Annotated in this window: 15 protein-coding genes; 8 read left to right on the plus strand and 7 right to left on the minus strand. The window is 58.1% G+C overall.

Annotation, left to right across the window (positions count from 1 at the left end; genetic code table 11):
* Positions 1 to 43: 43 nt before the first annotated feature.
* Positions 44 to 199 (minus strand): hypothetical protein, encoded by a 156-nt coding sequence (locus tag VF684_RS07310; RefSeq protein WP_421249836.1) that lies wholly within the window; start codon positions 197 to 199, stop codon positions 44 to 46.
* 261 nt (positions 200 to 460) lie between these two features.
* Here VF684_RS07310 and VF684_RS07315 point away from each other — a divergent pair, with 261 nt between their 5' ends.
* Together VF684_RS07315 and VF684_RS07320 are read left to right on the plus strand one after the other, a co-directional pair.
* Positions 461 to 1,858, plus strand: a complete 1,398-nt coding sequence (locus VF684_RS07315) for an alpha-amylase family protein (RefSeq protein ID WP_440174045.1) — start codon at positions 461 to 463, stop codon at positions 1,856 to 1,858.
* Positions 1,859 to 1,937: 79 nt separating this feature from the next.
* Positions 1,938 to 3,157, plus strand: a protein-coding gene (locus VF684_RS07320) for an IS3 family transposase (RefSeq protein ID WP_440174047.1) whose coding sequence is annotated in 2 segments (ribosomal slippage) — positions 1,938 to 2,286 and positions 2,286 to 3,157 — 1,221 coding nt in all. Because the reading frame shifts where the segments join, the coding sequence is not laid out codon by codon here.
* Between the two features lie 77 nt (positions 3,158 to 3,234).
* Here the strand turns inward: VF684_RS07320 and gyrA are convergent.
* Positions 3,235 to 5,982 (minus strand): DNA topoisomerase (ATP-hydrolyzing) subunit A, encoded by a 2,748-nt coding sequence (gene gyrA / locus VF684_RS07325; RefSeq protein ID WP_043170192.1) that lies wholly within the window; start codon positions 5,980 to 5,982, stop codon positions 3,235 to 3,237.
* Positions 5,983 to 6,180: 198 nt separating this feature from the next.
* Between gyrA and ubiG the strand changes: the two genes are divergently transcribed.
* The 5 genes from ubiG (at position 6,181) to yfaE (ending at position 12,018) form a co-directional block, all read left to right on the plus strand.
* Positions 6,181 to 6,897 (plus strand): bifunctional 2-polyprenyl-6-hydroxyphenol methylase/3-demethylubiquinol 3-O-methyltransferase UbiG, encoded by a 717-nt coding sequence (gene ubiG / locus VF684_RS07330; RefSeq protein WP_005352120.1) that lies wholly within the window; start codon positions 6,181 to 6,183, stop codon positions 6,895 to 6,897.
* Positions 6,897 to 7,592: an HAD family hydrolase gene (locus VF684_RS07335; protein WP_139441689.1), complete on the plus strand. Its 696-nt coding sequence runs from the start codon at positions 6,897 to 6,899 to the stop codon at positions 7,590 to 7,592. The genes ubiG and VF684_RS07335 overlap by 1 nt, the downstream gene beginning before the upstream one ends.
* Positions 7,593 to 8,216: 624 nt before the next feature.
* A complete protein-coding gene (gene nrdA, locus VF684_RS07340) occupies positions 8,217 to 10,484 on the plus strand; it encodes a class 1a ribonucleoside-diphosphate reductase subunit alpha (protein WP_019838757.1) in 2,268 nt (755 codons plus the stop codon).
* 80 nt (positions 10,485 to 10,564) lie between these two features.
* Positions 10,565 to 11,698: a class Ia ribonucleoside-diphosphate reductase subunit beta gene (gene nrdB, locus VF684_RS07345; RefSeq protein ID WP_159143713.1), complete on the plus strand. Its 1,134-nt coding sequence runs from the start codon at positions 10,565 to 10,567 to the stop codon at positions 11,696 to 11,698.
* Positions 11,695 to 12,018 carry a class I ribonucleotide reductase maintenance protein YfaE gene (yfaE, locus tag VF684_RS07350; protein WP_021230069.1) on the plus strand — a complete coding sequence of 108 codons (324 nt, stop codon included), beginning with the start codon at positions 11,695 to 11,697 and terminating at the stop codon, positions 12,016 to 12,018. Before nrdB ends, yfaE begins: the two co-directional genes overlap by 4 nt.
* Before the next feature lie 117 nt (positions 12,019 to 12,135).
* Here the strand turns inward: yfaE and mltA are convergent, their stop codons facing one another.
* Positions 12,136 to 13,287, minus strand: a complete 1,152-nt coding sequence (gene mltA / locus VF684_RS07355; protein WP_201912863.1) for a murein transglycosylase A — start codon at positions 13,285 to 13,287, stop codon at positions 12,136 to 12,138.
* Positions 13,288 to 13,437: 150 nt separating this feature from the next.
* Here mltA and VF684_RS07360 point away from each other — a divergent pair, with 150 nt between their 5' ends.
* Positions 13,438 to 13,689: a DUF1289 domain-containing protein gene (locus VF684_RS07360; RefSeq protein WP_040065610.1), complete on the plus strand. Its 252-nt coding sequence runs from the start codon at positions 13,438 to 13,440 to the stop codon at positions 13,687 to 13,689.
* Between the two features lie 132 nt (positions 13,690 to 13,821).
* Here the strand turns inward: VF684_RS07360 and VF684_RS07365 are convergent, their stop codons facing one another.
* The 4 genes from VF684_RS07365 to apbC form a co-directional block, all read right to left on the minus strand.
* Positions 13,822 to 15,291 carry an inorganic phosphate transporter gene (locus VF684_RS07365; protein ID WP_021230067.1) on the minus strand — a complete coding sequence of 490 codons (1,470 nt, stop codon included), beginning with the start codon at positions 15,289 to 15,291 and terminating at the stop codon, positions 13,822 to 13,824.
* A gap of 377 nt (positions 15,292 to 15,668) precedes the next feature.
* The gene (gene dcd / locus VF684_RS07370) at positions 15,669 to 16,250 is read right to left on the minus strand and encodes a dCTP deaminase (protein WP_005336719.1); all 582 of its coding nucleotides are present in this window, start codon (positions 16,248 to 16,250) and stop codon (positions 15,669 to 15,671) included.
* Positions 16,251 to 16,312: 62 nt separating this feature from the next.
* Positions 16,313 to 16,957 carry a uridine kinase gene (udk, locus tag VF684_RS07375; RefSeq protein WP_005345570.1) on the minus strand — a complete coding sequence of 215 codons (645 nt, stop codon included), beginning with the start codon at positions 16,955 to 16,957 and terminating at the stop codon, positions 16,313 to 16,315.
* A 110-nt stretch (positions 16,958 to 17,067) separates the two neighbouring features.
* Positions 17,068 to 18,150 (minus strand): iron-sulfur cluster carrier protein ApbC, encoded by a 1,083-nt coding sequence (apbC, locus tag VF684_RS07380; protein WP_005345574.1) that lies wholly within the window; start codon positions 18,148 to 18,150, stop codon positions 17,068 to 17,070.
* Positions 18,151 to 18,172 lie beyond the last annotated feature (22 nt).

An 18,172-nucleotide genomic window follows, 5' to 3' on the forward strand; every position in this document is an offset into this window, starting at 1 on the left:
TCACGTCAGGATCGCGCTATCCGGTAAAGACAGGGCTAACGCCTTAGCCTGCGCGCTGATCCCGACCCTGCTGCACCATTTCAACCGGTAGTCGCGAGGGTTCATGAGCCACTTCGTGCTCATCCTCTTCATACTGCGGCACCTCTGATTTGCCCCATACCCGGCTCCACCAAATTTCCCACGTGATCCAACTGGTCATATGCAGCTCCTGACGGTGAAGGTGATGGCAACAACGCACCACTTGCCCGGCAGGATAGCGACTGGGAATGACAGGGAAATGACAAAAAATCACTTGTAAAAAGGCAACTGGCGATGGCGAGGAAAAGCCGAAACAGTTCACATATTCGGTGAAATCATCCTGAAAGCGGTCACAAATCTGCAGGTTGTGGATTGCAGCTCACTCTGTTCCCGCCAAAGCTGGCTTGCCCATTCAGGCATCTATAAAAACAGGGACACAATAATGAAACACACAGCGGGAATATGGGCGATCGCAGGCATGCTGATCGCCCCCTTGGCGCACGCCGACGTCATACTTCACGCCTTCAACTGGAAGTACAGTGAAGTGACCGCCAAAGCCGACCTTATCAAGTCGGCCGGTTACAAACAGGTACTCATCTCGCCGCCTCTCAAGTCATCAGGCAACGAGTGGTGGGCCCGTTACCAGCCGCAGGATCTGCGTCTTGTCGACTCCCCTCTTGGCAACAAGCAGGATCTCGAGCAGCTGATCGCCGCCATGAAGGCGCGGGGCATCGCCGTCTATGCCGATGTGGTGCTCAACCACATGGCCAACGAAAGCTGGAAACGCCAGGACCTCAACTATCCCGGCAACGAGCTGCTGCAAAGCTACGCCAGCAACCCGGCCTATTTCGAGCGCCAGAAACTGTTTGGCGATCTGGGGCAAAACTTCCTCTCCGGTCAGGATTTTCATCCCGAAGGGTGCATCAGCGACTGGAGCGATCCGGGTCATGTCCAGTATTGGCGTCTCTGTGGCGGTGCCGGTGACAAGGGGCTGCCGGATCTGGAGCCCAACAACTGGGTGGTAAGCCAGCAACAGGCCTATCTCAAGGCGCTCAAGGGGATGGGGATCAAGGGTTTTCGGGTAGATGCGGTCAAACACATGAGCGATTACCAGATCAATGCCGTGTTCACCCCCGAAATCAAACAGGGGATGCACGTGTTTGGCGAGGTGATCACCACTGGGGGTGCTGGCAGCACCGATTACGAGCGCTTCCTCAAACCCTACCTCGACAGTAGCGGTCAGGGAGCCTATGACTTTCCGCTGTTTGCCTCCCTGCGCGGTGCCTTCAGTTACGGTGGCAGCATGAACCTGCTGGCGGATCCGGGCGCCTATGGTCAGGCGCTACCGAGCAATCGCGCCGTCACCTTTGCCGTGACCCACGACATCCCCACCAACGACGGCTTCCGCTATCAGATCTTAAGCCAGACTGACGAGAAGCTGGCCTATGCCTACCTGCTCGGCCGCGATGGTGGCTCACCGCTGGTCTATTCGGATCACGGCGAGACTCAGGCCAAGGATGGACTACGCTGGCAGGATTACTACCAGCGTGCCGATCTCAAGGGGATGATCCGCTTCCACAATGCGGTGCAGGGCCAACCCATGCAGCTGGTCGGCAGTGGCGACTGCTTCGTGCTGTTCAAACGGGGCAAACAAGGGCTGGTCGGCATCAACAAGTGCGACTACGAGCAGGAGTATTGGCTCGATACCGCCAGGTTCGAGATGAACTGGTATCGCAACTATCGGGACGTGCTCGACCAAGGGGCCGTGGTCAACGTGCAGAGCCAGTGGGTACGGGTCGCTATTCCCGCCCGCAGCGCCAGAATGTGGCTGCAGGAGTGAGCCAGCCGTAAGATCAGCGGAGAGTCTGTCCCGTCCTGAATATGGTTTACACCTTTCCCCCACATAAATGGAGAGCCCAATGGGACAAGGTCTGAAACGGACACAGCGCGATTACTCGCTGACTTTTAAATTGGCACTGGTCGAGCAGATTGAAAAAGGCGAGCTCACCTACAAACAGGCTCAGGTGCGTTATGGCATTCAGGGCCGCTCCACCGTTCTGGTATGGTTGCGTAAACATGGTCGGCAAGATTGGAGCCAGGGGGCTTCTGTGCGTGCCGGCAGGAGCATCACCATGCCTGACCACGACAACCAGACGCCCGAACAGCGCATTAAGGAACTCGAGCAGCAGCTGGCGCTGATGAGTCAGAAAGCCCAGTTCTTTGAGGCGGTCGTCGATGTACTGAAGAATGACTACGGCGTCTCCATCGTAAAAAAGCGACCCGGCAAGTCCTCTCGCAGCGGCAAGTCGAGAGACTGACCATTGTCAGGGCTTGCCTGTTTCTGGGGATAAGCCGGCAAGCCTACTACAAGCGCAATCGGGTCGCCGACGAGCGCCATGCACAGGGATTGCAGGTGGTGCGCTTCGTGCGTCAGGTTCGACTGCGACAGCCTCGGGTGGGCACCCGCAAGCTGCATTATCTGCTGCAGGGTCAGGATGATGGCGGGCTCAAGGTAGGGCGTGACAGGCTGTTTCGGATATTGGCCGAGCACCGCTTGCTGGTGCCACCCAGACGGGCGTATCACAAGACCACCCACAGTTTTCACCGTTTCTACCGTCATCCCAACTTGCTCAAGGCGGGGCCAGAGCAGGTTACGCCGGTGGCCCCGGAGCAGGTCTGGGTTGCTGATATCACCTATCTGCCAGCCAGGAGCGGGCCGCTGTACCTGAGCCTGGTGACGGATGCGTACTCACGCAAGATAGTGGGTCATCACGTGCACGAAGGGATGCATGCCGAGTCGGTTGCGATGGCGTTCAAGAAAGCGCTGAAGCAACGACGTGGCGGCGGGGTGCTTATCCATCACTCGGACCGCGGCGTGCAGTATTGCTCTGGGCTGTATCAGTCACTACATGAACGGTACGGGGTGAAGTGCTCGATGACGGATGGGTATGACTGTTATCAGAATGCGTTGGCGGAGCGGGTGAACGGGATTTTGAAAGGAGAGTTATTGTTGCAAAGCCCGCAGGATTTGACGCAAGCGCGGGAGATGGTGCGTGAAGCGGTGGATATTTATAACGCGGAGCGGCCGCATCATGCGTTGAAATACAGAACCCCCGATGCGGTACATCGGGGGTTCTGAGTGGAGCAAAGCTAGCCGAAAATGTGTAAACCTATTTCAGGACTAGACAAAGACGTTGCTCGGGTAACTGGTGACGATTACTCGTCGCCCGCTTCCCCTGCATCGACCGCATCAGTGCCGGTCGCGGTATCGGTACCTTCAGATACCTCACCGTCAACCGCCAAAGCGTCGTTCTCGTCTTCGTCGCTCTCGGCGATGCGCTGCAGGCCCACCACGGTCTCGTCTTCACCGGTACGGATCAGACGGACACCGCCGGTGTTACGGCCAATGACACTCACCTCGGCAACACGGGTACGCACCAGGGTACCGCCGTTGGTGATCAGCATGATCTGGTCGGTATCTTCGACCTGGATCGCATCGATCACCTTGCCATTACGCTCATCCACCTTGATGGAGATAACGCCCTGGGTACCACGGCTCTTGGTCGGGTATTCGGCCAACGCAGTCCGCTTGCCGTAACCGTTCTCGGTGGCGGTGAGGATGGCACCTTCGCCGCGCGGAACGATGAGGGAAACCACCTTGTCACCGGCACCCAGCTTGATGCCGCGTACACCGGCGGCGGTACGACCCATCGGGCGCACGCCCTTGAAGGTGCCCTTGCTTTCGGTGCCTTCGCCGTTGTCGCTGCCATCATCGTCATTGCCGGCATCGTCGTCGGTTTCAACGTCATCGCTGACATCGGCATCAGCGCGACCGCTGCCTTCCGCGAAGCGAACGACTTTGCCCGCGTCGGAGAAGAGCATGATCTCGTTGCTGCCGTCGGTGATATCCACCCCGATCAGCTCATCACCCTCTTTGAGGTTGATGGCGCGGATACCGGAGGAGAGCGGACGGCTGAAGTCAGAGAGACTGGTCTTCTTCACGGTACCGTTGGCGGTGGCGAAGAACACATACTTCTCGGCGTCATACTCCTTCACCGGCAGGATAGCGGTGATACGCTCACCCTCTTCCAGCGGCAGCAGGTTGATGATCGGACGACCACGGGCGCCACGGGACGCCTCCGGCAGCTGGTAAACCTTGAGCCAGTAGACCTTGCCACGGGTGGAGAAGCACAAAATGGTGTCGTGGGTGTTGGCCACCAGCAGACGCTCCACAAAGTCCTCTTCCTTGATCCGGGTGGCCGACTTGCCACGACCACCGCGGCGCTGGGCCTCGTAGTCGGAGAGAGGCTGATACTTCACATAGCCCTGGTGAGACAGGGTAACCACCACGTCTTCCGGGGTGATCAGATCTTCGATGTTGATCTCGGCACTGGACATGCTGATCTCGGTGCGACGCTCGTCGCCATACTGCTCGCGCACGGCCAGCAGTTCATCGCGGATCACTTCCATCAGACGAGCCGGGCTCGCCAGGATGTGCAGCAACTCGGCGATGAGATCCAGCAGAGATTGGTACTCTTCCAGAATCTTCTCGTGCTCGAGGCCGGTCAGCTTGTGCAGACGCAGGTCAAGGATGGCCTGGGCTTGCTGTTCGGTCAGGAAATATTGACCTTCACGGATACCGAACTCGGGCTCCAGCCACTCTGGCCGTGCCGCATCGTCGCCCGCTTTTTCCAGCATGGCGGCCACGTTGCCGAGTTCCCAGCCCTTGGCAACCAAGCCCGCTTTCGCGTCGGCCGGGGTCGCGCTGTGACGGATCAGCTCGATGATGGGATCGATGTTGGCCAGCGCAACCGCCAGACCTTCCAAAATGTGTGCCCGATCGCGCGCCTTGCGCAGTTCGAACACGGTCCGGCGAGTCACCACTTCACGGCGGTGCAGCAGGAACGCATCCAGGATCTCTTTAAGGTTCATCACCTTGGGCTGGTTGTTATCGAGCGCCACCATGTTGATGCCGAACGTGGTCTGCATCTGGGTGTGCTTGTAGAGATTGTTCAGCACAATCTCGCCGGACTCGCCGCGCTTGATCTCGATAACGATGCGCATGCCGTCTTTGTCAGACTCATCGCGCAGGGCACTGATGCCCTCGATCTTCTTCTCTTTGACCAGCTCGGCGATCTTCTCGATCAGTCGAGCCTTGTTCACCTGATAGGGGATCTCGTGAACGATGATGGTCTCGCGACTGGTCTTCTCGTCCACTTCCACTTCAGCTTTGGCCCGCACATAGATGGAGCCACGACCGGTACGGTACGCCTGCACGATGCCGGAACGACCGTTAATGATGCCGCCGGTGGGGAAATCCGGGCCGGTGATGTAGGTCATCAGCTCGTCAATGGTGAGGTCGCCATTTTCGATCAGCGCCAGACAGCCATTGACAATCTCGGTGAGGTTGTGAGGCGGAATGTTGGTCGCCATACCCACCGCAATACCGGAGGAGCCGTTGACCAGCAGGTTGGGAACCTTGGTAGGCATGACAGCCGGGATCATCTCGGTGCCGTCGTAGTTCGGCACCCAGTCCACGGTCTCTTTGTCCAGATCGGCCAGCAGCTCGTGGGAGATGCGGGCCATCCGCACTTCGGTATAACGCATCGCCGCGGCGCTGTCGCCGTCGACTGAACCGAAGTTGCCCTGACCATCGACCAGCATGTAACGCATGGAGAAATCCTGCGCCATCCGGACAATGGTGTCATACACAGCGATATCGCCGTGCGGGTGATATTTACCGATTACGTCACCGACCACACGGGCCGATTTTTTATAGGGCTTGTTCCAGTCGTTCCCCAACTCGTTCATAGCAAACAGAACGCGGCGGTGAACCGGTTTCAAGCCATCACGCACATCCGGCAGAGCTCGTCCTACGATCACGCTCATGGCGTAATCAAGATAGGAACTCTTGAGCTCTTCTTCGATGTTGACCGGCGTGATCTCTCTGGCCAGATCGCTCATAGAAAGCCTTATCCCTAATTAGTTGTTCTTTGGCTTAAACAGCGCGACATGGTAACACACTGAGCCAAATACCTTAAGCCACAAATCGGGTATCAGATCGGGCTGGTGTGACAAAGTCCGTCCGTTATAATGCCCGCCAGGACAATAGATTGCGCCCATGACTCAGCAGCGGGCGCCCTGCCACAGGATCTTCGAAAAATGAACAGTGATGCCAATGTCGATCTGACAGAAATCGCCAAGTTTGAAGCCATCGCCTCCCGCTGGTGGGACATGGAGGGTGAATTCAAACCCCTGCATCAAATCAATCCGGTACGCCTTGACTGGATCACCGACAAAAGTGGCGGTCTGTTTGGCAAGCGCATTCTCGATATCGGATGTGGTGGCGGCATCCTCTCCGAGAGCATGGCCCGCCGTGGTGCCAAGGTCACCGGCATCGACATGGGCAAGGAACCCCTCGGCGTCGCCCGCTTGCACGCCCTGGAGCAGGGTGTCGAGCTCGAGTACCGCCAGATCACTGCCGAAGCCCATGCCGCCGAAGTGCCAGGCCAGTATGACGTGGTCACCTGCATGGAGATGCTGGAGCATGTGCCGGACCCCGCCTCCGTGTTGCGCGCCATCGCGACTCTGGTACGCCCGGGCGGCCGGGTGTTCGTCTCCACCATCAACCGCAACCCCAAATCCTATCTGATGATGATCATCGGGGCCGAATACCTGATGAAGATGGTGCCCAAGGGTACCCACGATCACAAAAAATTCATCACCCCGGCCGAATTGTGTCGCATGGGGGAAGCAGCTGGCCTGCTGGTGCGGGACATGAGCGGCGTCCACTACGCCCCCCTCACCAACCAGTTCAAGCTCGGCAAGAATGTCGACGTCAACTATATGGTGGAGTTTGTCCGCCCGGAGCACGGTTGATGAGCGCCTCTCACCCTCTGCCCCTGCGCGGTGTGCTGTTCGATCTGGACGGCACCCTGCTCGACACCGCCCCGGATCTGGGGGCCGCCGTCAACCATGTCCTGATCAGCGAAGGCTTTGCGCCGCTCTCTGACGAGATTATTCGTCAGACCACCTCCCACGGGGCGCTCGGGCTGCTGAAAGCGGGCCTCGGCGACGAACTGCTTGAGGAGCTGGGGGCCACCCGCCTGCGCAATGCCCTGCTCGACTACTACGCGGCCAATCTCTGCGTCGGTACCCGCCCCTATGTGGGAATGGTGGATCTTATCGAGTGGCTGGATGAAAAACAGCTCCCCTGGGGCATCGTCACCAACAAGCCGGGTTTTCTCACCGAGCCACTGCTGGCAGCCCTGCCACAGCTTGCCAGTTGCGGCGTCACCGTCAGCGCCGACACCCTGCCGGTACGCAAGCCCGACCCCGCCCCCATGTTCTTTGCTTGTGAGAAGCTGGGGGTCGAGGCGGCTCACTGCCTCTATGTGGGGGATCATGTGCGGGATATCGAAGCGGGCCGCAATGCTGGCATGCGCACCGCGGTCGCTGGCTGGGGCTATCTCAATGATGAGGAAGATCCCGCCTTGTGGGGCGCCGATCTGCAGTTTGATACCGTGCAGGCCCTGCACCACTGGCTGCGCTATGAGTTGACGGCCAAAGCGTAACGCGCAGCCTTACCGGCTGATAAGCGATAACGGGGGCGAAGAGACTCTTCGCCCCTTGCATCTCTTCCTTTACGCACCCGCGTCCTGCGCCACCATCACTCGTTTATTCATGGATAATAAAGGCAGCTTTCTGCCTATTGGATACCCATTTGACAAGCTCGCAACCGTCACAAAACGGCCACAAACCACCGTCATCTGATGCAAACCCCTTGCCACGCTGAGCCCGCGGCTGCGACAACTGGACAGCTTTTGACCCTTGTTGCATAAGGGATAATCAGCCGCCGTTTGCTAGTAAAAAGCCCCCCGTTTCGCAAGCAAAAAAAGTTATTTAAATTTTCCATCTTCGCTCGGGAGACTTGCATTTAGCGGAGCGGACGAATGAAAACCCGCTCACTGTGAGCGGTCACTAACTGATGGGGCAAGACTCACAATTTATCCACAGCTCGTCACTTATCCACACATTGCAATGGCGGGCTGACCTCACTATCTTGTAGCTCGAACTTAAAATAACACTACATCTTGTGATTCATCGCACAATCTCTACCCAACTCCCGCACACCGCCGGGGCCTGGGTGGCGCCATTGTGCGATGGTTTTTCGGGAATCAACTGAAGGTCATCAGCCAATGAACTTGTTTGTGACGAAGCGTAACGGACACAAAGAACCCATCGATCTGGATAAAATTCACCGCGTGCTGGACTGGGCCGCCGAAGGGCTCGACAACGTGTCGGTCTCCCAGGTAGAGCTCAAATCCCACATCCAGTTCTATGACGGTATCCGTACCGCCGACATTCACGAAACCATCATCAAGGCGACGGCTGACCTCATCTCCGAGCAGACCCCGGACTACCAATACATGGCAGCCCGTCTGGCCATCTTCCACCTGCGCAAGAAGGCCTACGGCCAGTTCGAACCGCCCCACCTCTACCAGCACGTGGCTCGTCTGGTGGACATGGGCAAATACGACAAGCACCTGCTGGAAGACTACACCCAGGCCGAATTCGAAGAGCTGAACACCCATCTGGATCACTGGCGCGACATGGATTTCTCCTACGCGGCAGTCAAACAGCTGGAAGGCAAATATCTGGTCCAGAACCGCGTTACCGGCGAGATCTACGAGAGCCCGCAGTTCCTCTATATGCTGGTTGCGGCCTGCCTCTTCTCCAAGTATCCGAAAGATACCCGTCTGGACTACATCAAGCGCTTCTATGATGCGGTCTCGACCTTCAAGATCTCCCTGCCGACCCCGATCATGAGCGGCGTGCGCACCCCGACCCGTCAGTTCAGCTCTTGCGTACTGATCGAGTGCGATGACAGCCTGGACTCCATCAACGCCACAGCCAGCTCCATCGTGCGTTACGTTTCCCAGCGCGCCGGTATCGGCATCAACGCCGGTCGCATCCGCGGTCTGGGCAGCCCCATCCGTGGTGGCGAAGCGTTCCACACCGGTTGCATCCCCTTCTACAAATACTTCCAGACTGCCGTGAAGTGCTGCTCCCAGGGCGGCGTGCGCGGCGGTGCGGCCACCCTGTTCTACCCGCTGTGGCACACCGAAGTGGAAAGCCTGCTGGTGCTGAAGAACAACCGCGGCGTGGAAGAGAACCGTGTTCGTCACATGGACTACGGCGTGCAGATCAACAAGCTGATGTACCAGCGCCTTATCAAGGGCGGTGACATCACCCTGTTCTCCCCGTCCGATGCGCCGGGTCTGTACGATGCTTTCTTTGCCGATCAGGACAAGTTCGAAGAGCTCTACGTCAAGTACGAGCAGGATCCGGCCATTCGCAAGAAGACCCTGAAAGCGGTAGACCTCTTCTCCCTGATGATGCAGGAGCGTGCCGGTACCGGTCGCATCTACATCCAGAACGTCGATCACTGCAACACCCACAGCCCGTTCGACCCGAGCGTGGCGCCGGTACGCCAGTCCAACCTCTGCCTCGAAATTGCGCTGCCGACCAAGCCGCTCAACAACATCGACGACGAGAGTGGCGAAATCGCCCTGTGCACCCTCTCCGCCTTCAACCTTGGTGCCATCGAGAAGCTGGAAGATCTGGAAGAGATGGCAGATCTGGCCGTGCGTGCCCTCGACGCCCTGCTCGACTATCAGGACTACCCGATTGCCGCCGCCAAGAAGGGCAGCATGGGTCGTCGCACCCTGGGGATCGGCGTCATCAACTACGCCTACTACTTGGCCAAAAACGGTGCCCGCTACTCTGACGGCTCAGGTCTGGCGCTGACTCACCGCACCTTCGAGGCGATCCAGTACTACCTGCTGAAAGCCTCCGTGCAGCTGGCCCGCGAATTTGGCCCCTGCCCGCTGTTTGGCGAAACCACCTATGCCCAGGGCATCCTGCCGATCGACACCTACAAGAAGGATCTGGATGCGCTGTGCAACGAGCCGTTGCATCTGGATTGGGAAAGTCTGCGTGAAGAGATCAAGTCCGTGGGCTTGCGCAACTCCACCCTGACCGCCCTGATGCCGAGCGAGACCTCCAGCCAGATCTCCAACGCCACCAATGGCATCGAGCCGCCGCGCGGTCTGGTGTCGGTCAAGGCCTCCAAAGACGGCATTCTCAAACAGGTAGTACCCGAGTATGATCGCCTGAAAGATCAATACGAATTGCTCTGGAAGCAACCGAGCGTTGACGGCTACCTGCAGCTGGTCGGTATCATGCAGAAGTTTGTGGATCAGGCGATCTCCGCCAACACCAACTACGACCCTGCCCGTTTCGAAGGCAACAAAGTCCCGATGAAACAGCTGCTCAAGGACTTGCTGACCGCCTACAAATACGGCCTCAAGACCCTGTACTATCACAACACCCGTGATGGTGCAGACGATGCCCAGACCGATCTGCAAGATGACGGTTGCGCTGGCGGGGCTTGCAAAATCTAAGTCACGGCAAGAACTGATAACCGGGCGGGAGCGACAAGCTCCCGCTCTCCTGTTTTCTCTATTCACATATTCTGGTAACCATGGCCTATTCAACTTTCTGCCAAACCCAAAACGACCAGCTCAAAGAGCCGATGTTTTTTGGCCAATCGGTCAACGTAGCCCGTTATGATCAACAAAAGCACGAAGTGTTCGAGCGACTGATCGAGAAGCAGCTCTCCTTCTTCTGGCGCCCGGAAGAGGTGGATGTCTCCCGTGATCGCATCGACTATCAGGCCCTGCCGCCCCACGAGCAGCACATTTTCATCTCCAACCTGAAGTACCAGACTCTGCTGGACTCCATTCAGGGCCGCAGCCCCAACGTGGCCCTGCTGCCGCTGGTCTCCATTCCGGAGCTGGAAACCTGGATTGAGACCTGGGCCTTCTCCGAGACCATCCACTCTCGCTCCTACACCCACATCATCCGCAATATCGTCAACACCCCCGCCCAGGTGTTCGACGACATCGTGACCAACGAGCAGATCTTGAAGCGCGCCGGCTCCATCAGCCACTTCTACGACGACCTGATCGAAGCGACCGCCCTCTACAACCTGCATGGTGAAGGGACCCACACCGTCGCTGGCCGCGAAGTGACCATCACATTGCGCGCGCTCAAGAAGAAGCTCTACCTGTGCCTGATGAGTGTCAACGCACTGGAAGCGATCCGCTTCTACGTCAGCTTCGCCTGCTCCTTTGCCTTCGCCGAGCGCGAACTGATGGAAGGCAACGCCAAGATCATCAAGATGATCGCCCGCGACGAAGCGCTGCACCTCACCGGCACCCAACACATGCTGAACCTGATGCGCACCGGCCAGGATGACCCGGAGATGGCCGAGATCGCCGCCGAGTGCGAACAGGCCTGCTTCGAGATCTTCAAGGAGGCGGCCATTCAGGAGAAAGAGTGGGCCGAGTACCTGTTCCAGGACGGCTCCATGATCGGCCTGAACAAGGACATCCTCTGCCAGTATGTGGAGTACATCACCAACCTGCGCATGAGCGCGGTCGGCCTGCAGCCAGCCTTTGCCGGCACCAAGCAGAACCCGATCCCCTGGATCAACACCTGGCTGTCATCCGACAACGTGCAGGTCGCCCCGCAAGAGGTAGAGGTCAGCTCCTATCTGGTTGGTCAGATCGACAGCGAAGTCAATGCCGACGACCTGGGTGATTTCGAGCTGTGAGTGACGCCACCAACACGCTGACCCCTGCCCCGCACGCACCTGCCGAACAGCATGCGGTCGTGGCACCACGGGTACATACCCGGGATGGTGCCGTGCTGCACGCCCATCCCGGCGAAAGCGTGTTGGAGACCCTGGAGCGCCATGGTCATCATGTGGAGTTCCAGTGTCGCAGCGGCTATTGCGGCGCTTGCCGCACTCCGCTGATGGCTGGCAAGGTGCACTACCCCAATGTGCCGCTGGCATTTGTCGCCCAAGGGGAGTGTCTCCCCTGCTGCTGCAAACCGGTCGGCGCCATCCGGCTGGATATCCAGAAGAGCTGACACCGCCACCAGCTGCCACTCTCACAAAATAGAAAGCCGCCGGAGCAATCCGGCGGCTTTCTTTGTCTCTTCACATTGCTCGGGCGCCCGATGACAGACGCCCAAAGCCTCAGAGGATTACAACCAGGGGGCGGCAGTCGGCCCGTGGTGCAGGCCAAGCTTCCAGACCCGGCCGAAGTGCTTGTAGTGACCGGCTGCGACACCAGCCTTCTCACCCATACCGTGGTAGAGATCGAGGTGTCCCTTCTTCACCGCCCCGCCCACATCCAGCGCAATCAACAAGCGCAGCTGGTGCTTGCCGGTCCAGTTGCCCTCTTTATCGAGCAAAGGAACTTCGGCGAGGATCGGGGTACCCATCGGCAGCAGGGTCTTGTCGGCGGCAACGGCCGCCAGCGGCAGCAGCGGGATACCGGCCGCGCCGATCACATCATTGGTCGGGCGGCGCTCGAAGAAGACATAGGAGGGGTTCTGCTCCACCAGCTCCTTGACGCTCTCCTCCGGCTGTCGGTTGGCCCACTCCTTGATGGCCTTCATCGACATCTGCTCTTTGGGCACTTCACCGCGGTCGATCAGTACCCGGCCGATACTGACGTAACCGTGGCCGTTCTTGCCGCTGTAGCCCAGATATTGCAGCCGATCGTCATCCCCGTAGTGGACAAAGCCCGAGCCCTGCACATCCATCAGGAAGTTGTCGATAAGGGATTTGCTGTAACCCAGCTCCAGCCCGCGGTTGGCCAGGGCCCCCTGATGGATCTCGGCCCGGGTCGGACAGCGACCGCCACATTTGGGCATGGCATAGATGGGGTATTTGTACTTGGCATCCGGGCGGTGGCGCACCTCCAGCACCGGCGAGTAGTAACCGGTAAAGAGCACGTTACCCATGCGATCGGCACCGCCCAGCTGGGCCAGGCTGATACCGTAACGGGTAATATCGGCAGGATTGCCACCGCCCGCTATCCAGCGGGAGAGCTGATGATAGAGTTCGCCATAACGGCGGGTCATCTTGCCGGAGCGTTCCAATACCAGTCTGCTTTGCGGGCCAAACTTGCTGTAGTCGGCACGCGCACGGCTATTGACCCGCTCCACCCTCACCAGATCCTCTGGCAAGGTCCCGTCCAGATACTGCTTGCCCAGATTTTCCGGCACCTCGCAGTTAAGAAAGCATCTGTTGTCGGTCTGTTTTTTGGGCACTTCTGCTTTGTCAGAGTTGCCCGCACAACCGGCCAGTCCCAGCACTGCGGCGGTCAGCCAGTACGCGTGTTTGTTCATATGTCCTCATATAACGCCAAGAGCCATGCTCGGCGGGGAAGATGCCAAATTTGCAGGGGGAAAGCAAACGACATCAATCACTTGAAGCAGGATTTCTCCAAAGGGGATCCGCTGGGTTATAACAAGGTGACAGGATGTGCGAGGTGATGGATGGAACAGCTCGAAATATTCCCGCTGCAGAGCCCCTGCATCGGGGTCTGCGAAGTGAACAACAAAGGCTACTGCAAGGGGTGCCTGCGCAATCGCGAAGAGCGTTTCAACTGGCTCACCATGACCCCTGCCCAGCAACAAGAGGTGATGCGCTTGTGCCGGGATCGCAAACGCCGGGTCGAGGCTGCGCGGCGCAAGGCTCATGAAGGCGATCAACCCGAACCAATACCGCAATCTGGCTGGGATTTCTGACCCGCTCCTAACATCCCTGCAAGCCATATTCCTGCGCTCACGAGACACGACCTATCCTGCATATAAAAAATGCCGCCCGCTCTTTCGACCGGGCGGCATTGTCATTGTGATGCGCGTTATGAACGCGGCAGATCAACCAAACAGATGATGGCTGACGATGAACAGGCCGCCGGAAAGCAGCATGGTCAACGGCAGGGTCAACACCCAGGCCATCAGGATGGTCTTGATGGTCTGGCTCTGCAGGCCGGATTTGTTGGCAATCATGGTACCCGCCACCGCAGAAGAGAGGATGTGGGTGGTGGACACCGGCATACCGGTCAGACTGGCGACCCCGATGGAGGTTGCAGCCGTGATCTGGGCCGCAATGCCCTGGCTGTAGGTCATGCCGGTGGTGCCGATCTTCTCGCCCACGGTATGAACGATACGACGCCAGCCCACCATGGTGCCGCAACCCAGCGCCAGCGCGATGGAGACGATCACCCAGGTCGGTGCGTATTCAGCGGTCGCGGTCAGATCCTTGCGCCATTTGGCCAGATCGGTCAGCTCCTTGGCTGGCAGCGGCAGCTTGGCAGCCTTGCGGGCGGTGTCATCGATACAGAGCAGCAAACGACGCACTTCGCGGCGGTCGGTCAGGCTCATCTGATCATAAGTACGCACGGCACCCAGACGGGCATCCAGGGTGGCCATCGCCTGTAGCACGCCATCGGCGGAGCAGTGGGTCATCAGCTCTTCCTGAGCCGTTGCCGGTGCAGAGAAGTTGATGACGCCAGAGAGGGCGGACTGGTTGCGCTGGTAGATCTCCATGATGCGCTGGTTGGCATCCTGGGTCCGGTCCAGATCATAGGCGCGGCTGTTCATGTCCAGTGCGAAATAGGCTGGCGCCATGCAGATCAGCACCAGCATCACCAGACCGATGCCCTTCTGACCATCGTTGGAGCCGTGTACGAAGCTGACGCCCATGGCCGAGGCCACCAGGGTCAGACGCGCCCAGAATGGCGGGTGCTTCTTGCCATCCACCAGCTGACGCTCTTCCGGCGTTTTGTGGATCTTGTTGCTGGTCCAGATGCGCTTCATCGCCAGCAGCAGCAGCGCCGCGATGATGAAGCCGATGGTGGGAGAGATGATGAGGGAGAGCATGATGTCGATCGCTTTGCCCACGTTAATCCCTTCTGTCACCGGTTTATGGGTGATCCAGGCATAGGCGCCGCCTACCCCCAGAATGGAACCGATCAAGGTATGTGAACTGGAGGCCGGGATCCCGAAGAACCAGGTGCCCAAGTTCCACACGATGGCGGAAAACAGCAAGGAGAAGACCATGATCAACCCTTGGGTGGAGTCCATCCCAAGCAGCAGGTCGATGGGCAGCAGATGGACAATGGCATAGGCCACACCCAGTCCGCCGAACATGACGCCAAAAAAGTTGAAGATCCCCGATGCGACGACCGCCAGGTGAGCTGGCATCGCCTTGGTATAGATAACCGTTGCTACCGCGTTGGCGGTATCGTGAAAGCCATTGATAAATTCATAGGCAAGCACAAAAAAAACGGCCAATACCAAACCGATTGACCACCACAAACCCAAACCACTAAACATTTCAAACATAAAAAAAAGCCTGTTTATGAGTTGCGGCGGATTATGCCAGATGGCGGCCAACACCATAGCCACCATTGAAATATTTCAGCCATAAAAAAAAAGAGCTTTTTGGAAAAAAATATCCTAGAGCCAGTCTTCATGCGGCTTGCCATCGATTAATTAAAGCCATCAATGATTGCGGGAAAGGGCAAAAATAGCTGACAATTAAGCCAATAATTTCATTTTTATGACGTTTTTATGACAGAAAAACGGGCGAAAGTGGTGATAAAACGTCCCTGCCCCGCCAATCTCATCCGACCAGCACCATCAACCCCATATCCGTTTGATTCCAGATGCAAAAAGGGAGCACCTTGTGCTCCCTTGCATCGTTGCCGTGTTGCCAGTTATCAGTCCTGATTGATACGACTGGCAACGGCGCCCTGTTGGCTCTTGTACTTGGCATTTTCCCGCTTGTTGTAGGGACGGGCCGCGACGCCGGAGAGCATCTCGAAGTTCAAGGCGCCGATCTTCATCTTCGGGCGCAGTGCCAGCGGCAGTTTGCCGCCGTTGTAGAACTCCAGCACGATGCGACCGGACCAACCCGGATCGATCCGGTGCGCGGTCACGTGCACCATCAAACCCAGGCGCGCCAGTGAAGAGCGGCCATCCAGCCAGCCGACGATATCGGCCGGCAGGGTGACGGATTCGTAGGTCACCGCCAGGGCCAGCTGACCCGGGTGAAGGTAGAAGGCTTCGCCATCGGGGATGTGGATCTCGTCACTCATCACCCGATCGATGGCATCGGCCATCTCGCTGCTCGGGCCGCTCAGGTCGATATAGGGCGCGGTATGATCGCGAAACACCCGAAACTCGTTACCCAACAGCACATCGACACTGACACCACTGATCCGCTCTACCCCGGGCCGTGGCTCAATGACGATCTTGCCTTCATCCAGATGGCGTTCAATATCGGTATCACACAGACGCATGGGCGACTCTCCTGACAAATTGTGCTTTTAAAAAAGCCGGGCATCACCCGGCTTGTTTCATCTTAACCAATCAACATGTGGCGAATACGCGCCTTGAGCATGTCGATGGCGATGCGATTCTTGCCACCACGGGGCACGATCACATCGGCATACTGTTTGGACGGCTCGATAAACTGCAGGAACATCGGACGCACTGTCTTCTGGTACTGCTTGAGCACGGAGTCCATGGTACGGCCACGCTCCTGAACATCACGCACCAGACGGCGCAGCAGGCAGATGTCGAGCGGGGTATCCATAAAGATGGAGGCATCCATCAGATCCCGCAGACGGCTGTCGGTCAGCAGCAGGATCCCTTCCAGAATGATCACCCGGCGCGGCGCAAACGGGGTCACTTCGCTCATCCGGGTGTGTTCGGTGTAGGAGTACTGGGGAATGGCAACTGCGTCACCTTTGACCAGCTGGCTCAGGTGCTGTACCAGCAAGTCGTGATCCAGCGCGTTGGGGTGGTCATAGTTGGTCTTGACCCGCTCTTCCATGGTCAGGTGGGTCTGATCACGGTAGTAGCAATCTTCGGTGATCACACCAATCTGACCTGCGCCCAGTTCGGCCACCAGCTCTTCATAAATGGTCTGGGCTATAAGACTTTTGCCAGACGCAGATGCGCCCGCAATACCGATGATCACACACGAATGTTGAGTATCAGACATGACAAATACCTAAAAGAGAAGAGCAGTGGGGATGGTTTAAACCGATCCATTATATAAAAAAGGGTGGGTCATGCCCACCCTCAATTCCCTTTCAAGTGACCGACCGCCGATTATTCATCCAGCGCCATGGCATAGAGGGGGGTCGCAATCGGTTTTGCGCTGAAAAAGAGTTCAGCCCCTACCCTGCGTGCCAGCTTCAAATAGGCCTGAGCCAGGCTTCCTTCCGGTGCGCCGAACACCGTCGGACAGCCATCATCCATGTGTTGGCGGATATCGATGTGCAGCGGTAATTGACCAAGCAGTGCCACTTGATACTGCTCTGCCATCTTCTGGCCGCCACCGGTACCGAACAGCGGCTCATGGTGACCGCAGGCGCTGCAGACGTGGTAACTCATGTTCTCGATGATGCCGAGCACCGGCACATTGACCTTGTTGAACATGGCTATCCCCTTGCGGGCATCGGCCAGCGCCACATCTTGCGGGGTGGTAACGATCACCGCCGCCGAGGTGGGCACCTGCTGGGCCATGGTGAGCTGGATATCGCCAGTGCCCGGCGGCATATCTACCACCAGATAATCCACCTCGCCCCAGCGGGTCTCATGGAGGATCTGCGCCAGCGCCTTGCTCGCCATCGGGCCGCGCCAGATGGTGGCATCCTGCTCGGAGACCAGATAGCCGATGCTGTTGCTCTTGAGGCCGCAGGCCATCACCGGCTCCATCAGCTTGCCGTCATGGCTGACCGGGCGCTCCTTGAGAGTGCCCATCATGGTGGGAATGGAAGGGCCATAGATATCGGCATCGAGAATAGCGACCCGCGCACCCTCTTTTTGCAGGGCCAGCGCCAGATTGACCGCGGTGGTGGATTTGCCCACCCCCCCCTTGCCGGAAGCAACCACGATGATGTTGCGAATGCCCTGCACGGCATTGAGGCCCTGCGCCCGCGGCATGCTGGCGACGTCAATCTCCAGTGCCCAGTCGATACGGGCAGCACCGGTGGCGCTGCGCAGTCTGGCATCGTAGTTCTCTTTGAGCTGATCGAGCAGCGAGAGACCGGCAAACGGCAATACCAGCCGGATAGTAAGCCCCTGACCCTGATTGATGATCTCGCGAACGAATCCGGCATCCACCAGATCCTTGTGCCAGCCTGCTGGCTTAAATTCGGCGAGGATCTGTTTTACTGAATCAATCACCATTAACTCCTCATTATGTTGTCAT

Source organism: Aeromonas sp. Lyrl_2 (assembly GCF_051948815.1).
GTDB lineage: Bacteria > Pseudomonadota > Gammaproteobacteria > Enterobacterales > Aeromonadaceae > Aeromonas > Aeromonas veronii.

Bases quoted from the DNA above. Each gene is read 5' to 3' on its own strand.
- udk (WP_005345570.1), bottom strand. From the start codon at position 16,957: ATGTCTGATACTCAACATTCGTGTGTGATCATCGGTATTGCGGGCGCA.
- VF684_RS07365 (WP_021230067.1), bottom strand. From the start codon at position 15,291: ATGTTTGAAATGTTTAGTGGTTTGGGTTTGTGGTGGTCAATCGGTTTG.
- VF684_RS07360 (WP_040065610.1), top strand. From the start codon at position 13,438: ATGGAACAGCTCGAAATATTCCCGCTGCAGAGCCCCTGCATCGGGGTC.
- nrdB (WP_159143713.1), top strand. From the start codon at position 10,565: ATGGCCTATTCAACTTTCTGCCAAACCCAAAACGACCAGCTCAAAGAG.
- mltA (WP_201912863.1), bottom strand. From the start codon at position 13,287: ATGAACAAACACGCGTACTGGCTGACCGCCGCAGTGCTGGGACTGGCC.
- VF684_RS07310 (WP_421249836.1), bottom strand. From the start codon at position 199: ATGACCAGTTGGATCACGTGGGAAATTTGGTGGAGCCGGGTATGGGGC.
- dcd (WP_005336719.1), bottom strand. From the start codon at position 16,250: ATGCGTCTGTGTGATACCGATATTGAACGCCATCTGGATGAAGGCAAG.
- apbC (WP_005345574.1), bottom strand. From the start codon at position 18,150: ATGGTGATTGATTCAGTAAAACAGATCCTCGCCGAATTTAAGCCAGCA.
- nrdA (WP_019838757.1), top strand. From the start codon at position 8,217: ATGAACTTGTTTGTGACGAAGCGTAACGGACACAAAGAACCCATCGAT.
- gyrA (WP_043170192.1), bottom strand. From the start codon at position 5,982: ATGAGCGATCTGGCCAGAGAGATCACGCCGGTCAACATCGAAGAAGAG.
- VF684_RS07335 (WP_139441689.1), top strand. From the start codon at position 6,897: ATGAGCGCCTCTCACCCTCTGCCCCTGCGCGGTGTGCTGTTCGATCTG.
- ubiG (WP_005352120.1), top strand. From the start codon at position 6,181: ATGAACAGTGATGCCAATGTCGATCTGACAGAAATCGCCAAGTTTGAA.
- VF684_RS07315 (WP_440174045.1), top strand. From the start codon at position 461: ATGAAACACACAGCGGGAATATGGGCGATCGCAGGCATGCTGATCGCC.